This window comes from Ligilactobacillus murinus DSM 20452 = NBRC 14221 (assembly GCF_001591685.1).
GTDB lineage: Bacteria > Bacillota > Bacilli > Lactobacillales > Lactobacillaceae > Ligilactobacillus > Ligilactobacillus murinus.
In genome coordinates, this window is record NZ_BCVJ01000064.1 from 1 (window position 1) to 8,282 (window position 8,282).

General features: G+C 39.5%; 8 protein-coding genes. All 8 read right to left on the bottom strand.

The window, feature by feature from the left end; translation table 11 throughout:
- Positions 1-90 precede the first annotated feature (90 nt).
- Positions 91-951 carry a helix-turn-helix domain-containing protein gene (locus LMU01S_RS09150; protein ID WP_056960237.1) on the bottom strand — a complete coding sequence of 287 codons (861 nt, stop codon included), beginning with the start codon at positions 949-951 and terminating at the stop codon, positions 91-93.
- A gap of 194 nt (positions 952-1,145) precedes the next feature.
- On the bottom strand, positions 1,146-1,571 hold the full coding sequence (gene msrB, locus LMU01S_RS09155) for a peptide-methionine (R)-S-oxide reductase MsrB (protein ID WP_056960235.1): 426 nt from the start codon (positions 1,569-1,571) through the stop codon (positions 1,146-1,148).
- Positions 1,572-1,585: 14 nt separating this feature from the next.
- Entirely contained in the window at positions 1,586-2,572 is a 987-nt protein-coding gene (locus LMU01S_RS09160) for an iron ABC transporter permease (RefSeq protein WP_056960233.1), read from the bottom strand.
- A complete protein-coding gene (locus LMU01S_RS09165; protein ID WP_056960231.1) occupies positions 2,565-3,566 on the bottom strand; it encodes a FecCD family ABC transporter permease in 1,002 nt (333 codons plus the stop codon). The genes LMU01S_RS09160 and LMU01S_RS09165 overlap by 8 nt, the downstream gene beginning before the upstream one ends.
- Positions 3,567-3,575: 9 nt before the next feature.
- The gene (locus tag LMU01S_RS09170) at positions 3,576-4,493 is read right to left on the bottom strand and encodes an ABC transporter substrate-binding protein (RefSeq protein WP_004049380.1); all 918 of its coding nucleotides are present in this window, start codon (positions 4,491-4,493) and stop codon (positions 3,576-3,578) included.
- 12 nt (positions 4,494-4,505) lie between these two features.
- Positions 4,506-5,291 (bottom strand): ABC transporter ATP-binding protein, encoded by a 786-nt coding sequence (locus LMU01S_RS09175; protein WP_056960229.1) that lies wholly within the window; start codon positions 5,289-5,291, stop codon positions 4,506-4,508.
- A 134-nt stretch (positions 5,292-5,425) separates the two neighbouring features.
- Entirely contained in the window at positions 5,426-7,372 is a 1,947-nt protein-coding gene (locus LMU01S_RS09180) for an ABC transporter permease (protein ID WP_056960227.1), read from the bottom strand.
- 5 nt (positions 7,373-7,377) lie between these two features.
- Positions 7,378-8,118: an ABC transporter ATP-binding protein gene (locus tag LMU01S_RS09185; RefSeq protein WP_056960225.1), complete on the bottom strand. Its 741-nt coding sequence runs from the start codon at positions 8,116-8,118 to the stop codon at positions 7,378-7,380.
- Between the last annotated feature and the right edge of the window lie 164 nt (positions 8,119-8,282).

Below are 8,282 nucleotides of genomic sequence, written 5' to 3' on the forward strand. Positions count from 1 at the left end.
CAAGTCATAATAATTCCTCCAATAAATTTTTATGACTTTATCTTATCCGCATTTCAGATATAGTTTAAAAAATTCCCCTATCTGCAATTTTTATTCCGCCGCTAAGATCTTTTCGAGATGCTGCTCATATTTTTGAGCTAAATGATCACTTGCAACTAACCGCATTGCACCGATGCACTTATGTATCTCAAGGATCGCACGATAATTTTTCGTCTTTTGATATTGATATAGATTTTTACAATATTGAAAAACCAGCCGCTCATAGATCTCAGTTTCCGTAAAGAAGCAATGATTCAGCTGCCTTTCAAAATACACTGCATCGACCATTTCATGTTTTTCGATGCAAGTCAAATACCCCTTTAAAAGCATCTTTGAGATCAAGCGCCGATTCTCAGGCAACTCGGCATAAAAACTCGTTTTTTTTACCATTTCACGTGCTAAGACCATTACGCTTTGATGATCAAAGACTTCCATTGTATTCATGAAAAGCAACAATTCATAGTGACCCCAATCTTCAACACTAAACAGGTAATCAGTCAGATATTTCACTTCTTGCTTCGAACAGTAAGTGACCTCCGTCAATCCCTGCAATTTAAGCTTGAGTAAGGTCAGTTCCAATTGCCAAAGTTTAGTGTGCTTTGTCTTGTCTTCTAACATCGAAACTAAGAGACGCTTTAGAGCTGTGACATCATTTACCAAGACATATTTGTTGATCTTTGCCAATAACTCACTTAGCTCATCTTGCTGAAATTCATGCGCCACATACATAAACTCAGTGATCGGTAAGTTGATCTCATCCAGTGCCAACATGAATTTTGTGATCGTAAGGTCGGTCTCCCCATGTTCAAACCGTGATAATTGTGAGATCGAAACGCCTGCTGTGGCTAGATCTTTTAGCTTTAACCCCCGTGCTTTACGAAACCTTTGAAAAACTTCCCCCAATTGTTGCATCCTTTTTCCCCCTTTGCATATCTGAGAAATTTTTTCAACAATAACACACTCTTTTTCAAAATAAAAGCACGAGTTTTTTAGCTTAAATCAGCTATAACTCGCGCTGTATCAATGTTTTTTCATTAACTACAAATCTATTAATTATAGATATCAATGCAAAATAAAAAGGATGCCCAATTGCATCCCTTTCATCGTTATAATTGATCTAAATATTGCCCATAGCCTTCTTTTTCCATCTCAGTATACGGGACAAAACGCAAAGCGGCCGAATTGATACAATAGCGCAAACCACCTTGAGCTTTTGGTCCATCATTAAAAACATGACCTAAGTGGGAATTAGCTTGGCTACTCTTAACTTCGGTCCGGTGCATAAAATGCGAATAGTCAGCTTTAGTCGTCAAATTTTTTTGTTCGATCGGACGCGTAAAAGCAGGCCAACCACATCCAGAATCGTATTTATCTCTGGAAGAAAACAAGGGTTGTCCGCTCACGACGTCAACATAGATCCCTTTTTCAAAAAAATCATCATATTTGCCAGTAAATGCTCGTTCAGTCGCAGCATTTTGGGTCACTTCATAAGCAAGGTCCCCAATTTTTTGGCGAAGTTCAGCTTTATCCATGAGAAACCACCTCTCTAACGTTGGGCTTTTTTCATCAAGAAAAGAAAATACGGAGCACCGATAACTGAGACCACGATCCCTGTCGGCAAAGTATTTCCGATCAAAAATGTCCGTGTCAGCGTATCAGCCACTAAAAGTATCAATACCCCCAACAGCATAGTTGCTGGGATCCGAACCCGATGCCCCGCCGGTACGAATAGCTGACTCATATGGCCCGCTAAAAGTCCAATAAACACAATATTTCCTGCTATGATCACAGTTAATGATACCAATAAACTAGTTAAAATCAAAAGATCACGCCTAGCTTTACGTAGATCTAAACCTAAAGCTAGACTCGATTCTTCGGCTAAAGTCAAAAGGTCAAAGATCCGACTGCGATAATAGATCAGTCCCCACAAGATCAATAATAAAGGAGCTAAACTCAAGCTTGTCCAATTATCGCCCATGATCTTGCCAGATAACCAATCGATCATATAGGTCAACTTAGCTTGTTCAACGTGTCCGACCACGGGTAAGATACTAGTCGATAAGATCGCTGAGAGCGTCACACCTGTAATGATAAATTTGATCGGGTCAAGTATACTTTGCTGTTTCCTGGCTAATTGATAGATCGACCAACTAACAAGTAAGCCACCAATAACAGAAACTAGCGGTAAGAGCTGTGACATATAAGATCCTTGGGGCAAATACCGTAACGCAAAAGCGATCAACAACCCTGCGCCCGCATTGACCCCTAATGTTCCGGAATCCGCCAACGGATTTTGCGTTAGTGTTTGTAATAATAAACCACTTAGACCAAGCGAAGCCCCCGCTAGCAGACACGCTAAAACACGTGGCATTCGCAATTCAAAGACAACAAAATTTTGCGCTGGAGTAGCTTGCCCGGTCATAACATCCCATAGTTCAATAAGATCAAGCTTAGCATTTCCCAGTGCCAACGATAACACGACACTAATGATGAATAAACTCCCCGTAATAAGGAAAAATCTCTTTTTAGTCATAAAATTCCCCCTTGTGGATCATCCACAAAAAATACGGTAAGCAAGTCACACTGACAACTGAGATCAAGGGGGTCTCATATGGTGGCGCAATAAAACGACTGAGTAGATCAGCCCAGATCATAAAAGTCGCCCCTAATAAAGCTGTTAGCGGTAAGATCTTTTGATAGACCGGACCAGTCCACTGTTTAACAATGTGAGGAATGATCAGTCCCACTAAAAATAAGCTCCCAACTAAGGCAACAGCTGCACCAGATAAGATCAAGACTAGCCCTAGGAAAAATACCATAAAGCGCGTGGTTTTTTGACCTAAGGCGACTGAAAAAGTCTGGCCTAGACTAAGGATCGTTAGCTGTTTGGCCAAAATAAAGGCTAACATCAACCCCACCAAAATAAACGGTGCAATGACTTTTAACATCGCCCAATTGACGCCAACCAAGCCTCCAGCTTGCCAACCAATGATCGTTGGTGAAAGTTTAAAATACGTGACTAGCCCCTGCCCTAGAGCGGTAAATAAAGCCGAGACCATGGCACCAGCTAACAAGAGATATAATGAGGAAAATCCGATCCGGGCTTGATACGATAAAGCTAACACTAAAAAGGCAGCAATTGTGGCCCCAAGTAAACAAAGTAACAAGATCATACTGTAATGTAAACTCTTAAAAAACAGATAACCCAATGCTAGGGCCAGACCAGCTCCAGCATTGATCCCTAAGAGTCCTGGATCAGCGATTGCATTTCTCATCAAACCTTGCATGATCGCTCCTGCCGTTGCCATGGCCGCTCCTACCAGTCCAGCTGCTAAAACGCGTGGCAAACGCAGATCAAGCAAAACATCTTGTGTGGCTGTTTCTTTAAAGGGATGCAAGAATGTCGTCAGTAGTTCTTGTTGACTGTATGAAATAGCACCAAAGCGTAGACCACAGTAAAGCCCAAGCAAGAAAAGCAGCGAAATAACGGTGAGCTGAGCGACAAACTTTTTATTGCTAAAAGACATCTTATTCCCCTATTCCATTGCTTTTAGGCCATTTTCGATCGTCTTTAATTCATATTCCAAACTCAATGGATCATTGAAATAAAAGGCATTCGCATTGACTTTTAAGATATGACCTTGTTGGACCGCTGGGATCGAGCGCCAAACATCACTTTCATAAAGTGAAGCGCCTGTCTTTTCATCTTCAGCAGCAACGATCGCATAATCACCAATGTATTTTGGTAAAACTTCCTGAGATACTTCTAAATATCCGGCTTTAAATACATCATCAACGACTTTTTGCGGTGCTTTAAAGCCCAGTGCTTGATAGATCACTTCACCACCACGGCCCCAGTTATTGCCAAAAAGATCAATATCTTTTTCATAAAGGCCGATCACTGTAAATGTCGCATTTTCACCCAATTTAGCTTTGAGTTCTTTTCCTACTTTAGCTGTTTTTTCATTCCAGTTCTTGATCCAATCTTTAGCTTGCTTTTCTTGATCGAATACTTTGCCAAAACTGGTCAAAATATTCAGATAATCTTGCTTGCCGTAATCGATCGCGATCGTTGGGGCGATCTTTGCTAATTTATCAACATTTTTATCACTTGAGTCGATCACGATCAGATCTGGTTTTAAATTCACTAAAGCTTCCTGATCCTCACTGGATAAGACCTTAGCTTGGCTGACCTTATCTTTTAACACGGGATTTTTAGCATCATAAGGTGTCACAGCTACTGGTTTGTAGCCTAATTTAAGCAAATAACCAGTATAAGTCGACGAAAGACTGGCGATCTTTTTAGGACGTTCTGGGATCGCACCATAGTAGTGGAAACCTTCGATCTTAGGCTTGCTGGATAATTTTTCATTTTGGGTCGTGTTAGCCTTACCACAAGCGACTAACAGTAGGCAAGTCAAACATAAACTAAATAAGACAAGTGCTTTTTTCATAAAAATCTCCTTTTATTTACATAACTGATAATTCAATAAGAGTGGTCGTCCACTGGTTGGATCTTGGATCAATTGAGCATCTATCCTAAAGACCTCACGCAAGACTTCAGGCGTCATTACTGCAGATACCGCATCTTGCTTGACGATTTTTCCTGCACGCATTGCGACTAATTCATCCGAAAAACGGGCTGCTAAGTTGAGATCATGCAAGACCATGATGATCGTCTTATTTTCTTCTTGCTTTAGCTTTTGCAAGATCTCCATGATCTCAAGCTGATGATTCATGTCAAGGTAAGTCGTTGGTTCATCAAGAACGATGATATCAGTATCTTGGACCAGTGTCATTGCGATAAAGACCCGTTGCCGCTGTCCACCTGACAATTCTTCGACCAAATTATCTTTTAGATGCTTAGTTGCGGTAAGCTCTAATGCCTGATCGATCTTTTGTTTATCACTTGCAGTCAAACGCCCAAAGCCTTTTTGATAAGGATAACGACCATAAGACACCAGATCATAGACTTTTGTTGCTGTCGTTAATTTAGGTGACTGCGGTAAAAAAGCAATTCTTCTAGCGATCTCTTTTGTATCCAAACTCAAAAGTGATCTACCAGCAAGCATAACTTCCCCTTGTGCGACCGGCCATAAACGCGTCAAAGCCTTTAACAAAGTCGATTTCCCACATCCATTAGCGCCAATGATCGTGGTGATCTTATCTGCTTTAAATGTCACGGATAGATCAGTAATTATCTTTTTGGCTTGATATGCGACCGTTATTTTATTTGCTCTAAGCTCGATCACATACACCCCCTTATGCTTAGTATGTTGTAACAAGTACAATTATATCATAAAATTTAAATATTACCCCCAAGAAAAGTAAGCGCTTTTAAAGATAATTAAAAAGAAGATGCTTGTTACAGCATCCCCTTTCTTGATCACATTTTATAGATAGTTGGTTCGATGTATGCCTTCAATTCTTTGCCGATCGATCTGCCTGCCAAATAATATACCAAAAGATAGATCGGCAAAAACAGTCCGATCGTGTACAATAACGGCTGTCCTAATCTACTATACCAATCTGTAGTCAATGAGTCAGTTATCAAATAACTTGCACCTAAGATCCCAAATACTCCATTTATTAAGCCTAGGATCAACGGTGGGAAAAATAACCACGCATTTTCAACGGCTACGACATGTCTGATCTCTTTTATTCGATAACCTAACTTGGCTAAAGTATCATATTCTTCGCTTAAGGACAATTCTTCGATCCGCGCAGTAAAGTATAAGATCGTGCTGATCGTTACAAAAAATAGGATCGAGATCATTGAGATCATCAAAAATGTCGGACTATTGGTATTGGTGATCAATTTATCCCGCTCATAAGAACTAAAGTACGCGACCTTAGTCTTTTTAAATGCTTGCACTAATTTTTCATTATCACGCATGTTTTTTCCGTCAAATGACACGATCGCATAACTAGCATTGGGATATTTTCGCGCTAACTCGTTAAATTTTGCATCACTAACGATCACCGTTACAACACTGTTAGCAAATGCAAAAGGATTTTGATTGGTCGCTTTTTTCACTTGGAGCGTTTGGGAGCCATCTTTGAGTGTAAAACTTTCATTTACCGGAGCTAAACTGGCGTAATAATTGACCAATACAACCTCATTTAAAGCTAATTTTTTCAATTGTTCTCGATGCTGTAATGCCATTAGCTCATTGTAATTGCTCAAAGAGATCACATCGATATGATCACTTGTATTTCGCTTGGAAAAATACCACTTATCTTTTAATTTGAGCTGTAGTAGTTTAGAATCAACGGCTTTAAGGGCAAACTTTTGTTCAAAACTTTTGATCTCACTTGTACTCAAAGGACGTTTCTTAGCTATTTTAGTTTCTAATGTGGTTGGGACGATCCGTTTAGTCGCTTCATATGGATATGACAGTGTTAAAAAGGTAACACCTAAGACCATGACCGAACCAGTCGTCAAAAGCGCAAGCGCTGTTAACAAACGTCCCTTATTTTGTAAACGGTGTTGCATTCGCGGTAAGACAACATTTCCACTCATGCTGTATAGCTTTTTAGGTCTATGTATCAAAAATGAGACTACGTAAGGCAATGTAAAGATGATAAATAACACACTACCGCAGCCCAATAAACACAGTGTGATAAACAATACCGGCAAACTACCATATTGGTCCCACAACGAATATGGACGAGCAGTCAAATTGCTAAACAATAGATCTGCCCCTAATAAACATACTAAACCACTTAAAGCTAACAATGGATGGCGCTTTACTTGCTTATCTTGTAACTTTTGTAATTTTAAAATATCGGTCAATTTTTTTCTAAAGATCACATAGAGTTCTACGTAAACTATTCCGATGATCCCTAAGATCAATAGCAGCATATTTTTAAAGGCAGAACTTTGGATCTTCAAGCCCCAGATAGGTAGATCTAAGCCTAAAAAATTGATCAGACAAGTTCGCATTCCAAAATACAAGACATATCCTACGCCAAGCGAAAGTCCAGCTGCGATGACCACCAAAATTACATTTTCAGCTAAAAACAAGCACACGATCTCTTGACGTTTAAAGCCCAAGATAGAATATATCCCTAATTCTTCGGCACGTTGCTTGATGAAAAACTGGTTGAAATACACAAAATAAAAAACGATAAACACCACAAAAAACAAGCTGATCGTCTGGATCATCGTCTTGATATTAGCATCTTCAGCTAACCGCGCTACGATCACACTATCAGTCGAAAAACACTGGAGCATAAAAAACAAGCTAAAGATCACTAACTGTGCTAAAAAATAAACTTGATACAGCTTTTTGTTATGTTTCAAATTTGAAAGACTGATCGCAAATGACATCATACTCACCTCTCTAACTCAAGTATTACATCCGAAATTTTCTTTTGAAAGTCTTTTTTTGTTTCGGTCAGATCTCTTTTTAAGGTCGTGTAGATCTGACCATCTTTTAGGAAATAAATATTCTTGGCAAAACTAGCCGAATAGGCATCGTGAGTCACCATCAAGATCGTCGTGTGTAATTCCTGATTGATATACGTCAATTGCTGCATGATCGTTTTAGTCGAGTTGGAGTCCAAAGCCCCCGTAGGCTCATCAGCGATCAACAATTTAGGTTCCTTGACCAAAGCTCTAATGATCGCTACTCTTTGCTTTTGCCCACCTGAAAGTTCATGGGGATAGTGGTCTAAGACTGAAGCGATCTCGAATTTTTGACTGAGTTCAGTTACGCTCTTTTCGATCTCAGATGGCGTTTTTTTCAATAACGATAGTGCCACTGTAATATTTTGTTTAGCAGTCAAACTGGACAATAGTCGATAATCTTGAAAGATAAAACCCAGGTTATTTCGTCTAAACATTGTTGCTTCATCAACTGACACCTTAGCCACGTTGACACCTTCAAATAAGATCTGCCCTTTACTTGGAGCATCTAAAGTCGCGATACTGTTCAATAAAGTCGTCTTCCCCGAGCCAGAGGTCCCCATGATCGCACAAAATTCGCCTGCTTTTAGTGAAAAACCAACGTTATCCAACGCCAAAACATTAGCAGCATAACTCTTACTTACATCTTTAACGCTCAATAGCTCCATTGTTCATTCCTCGACTTTCATGATATATACCCTGATAATAACGCTTGTCCTAAAAAAGACATACTATTAATTTGGTTAAATGTTAGACTCTGAATTTTAATCTGAGCCGCTAACAGTACTGCCATCTAACAAATTTTGTTTTTCTAACTTAATTTTACAAACTG

Coding starts and splice junctions, on each gene's coding strand:
- LMU01S_RS09150 (WP_056960237.1), bottom strand. CDS start 951: ATGCAACAATTGGGGGAAGTTTTTCAAAGGTTTCGTAAAGCACGGGGG.
- msrB (WP_056960235.1), bottom strand. CDS start 1,571: ATGGATAAAGCTGAACTTCGCCAAAAAATTGGGGACCTTGCTTATGAA.
- LMU01S_RS09160 (WP_056960233.1), bottom strand. CDS start 2,572: ATGACTAAAAAGAGATTTTTCCTTATTACGGGGAGTTTATTCATCATT.
- LMU01S_RS09165 (WP_056960231.1), bottom strand. CDS start 3,566: ATGTCTTTTAGCAATAAAAAGTTTGTCGCTCAGCTCACCGTTATTTCG.
- LMU01S_RS09170 (WP_004049380.1), bottom strand. CDS start 4,493: ATGAAAAAAGCACTTGTCTTATTTAGTTTATGTTTGACTTGCCTACTG.
- LMU01S_RS09180 (WP_056960227.1), bottom strand. CDS start 7,372: ATGTCATTTGCGATCAGTCTTTCAAATTTGAAACATAACAAAAAGCTG.
- LMU01S_RS09185 (WP_056960225.1), bottom strand. CDS start 8,118: ATGGAGCTATTGAGCGTTAAAGATGTAAGTAAGAGTTATGCTGCTAAT.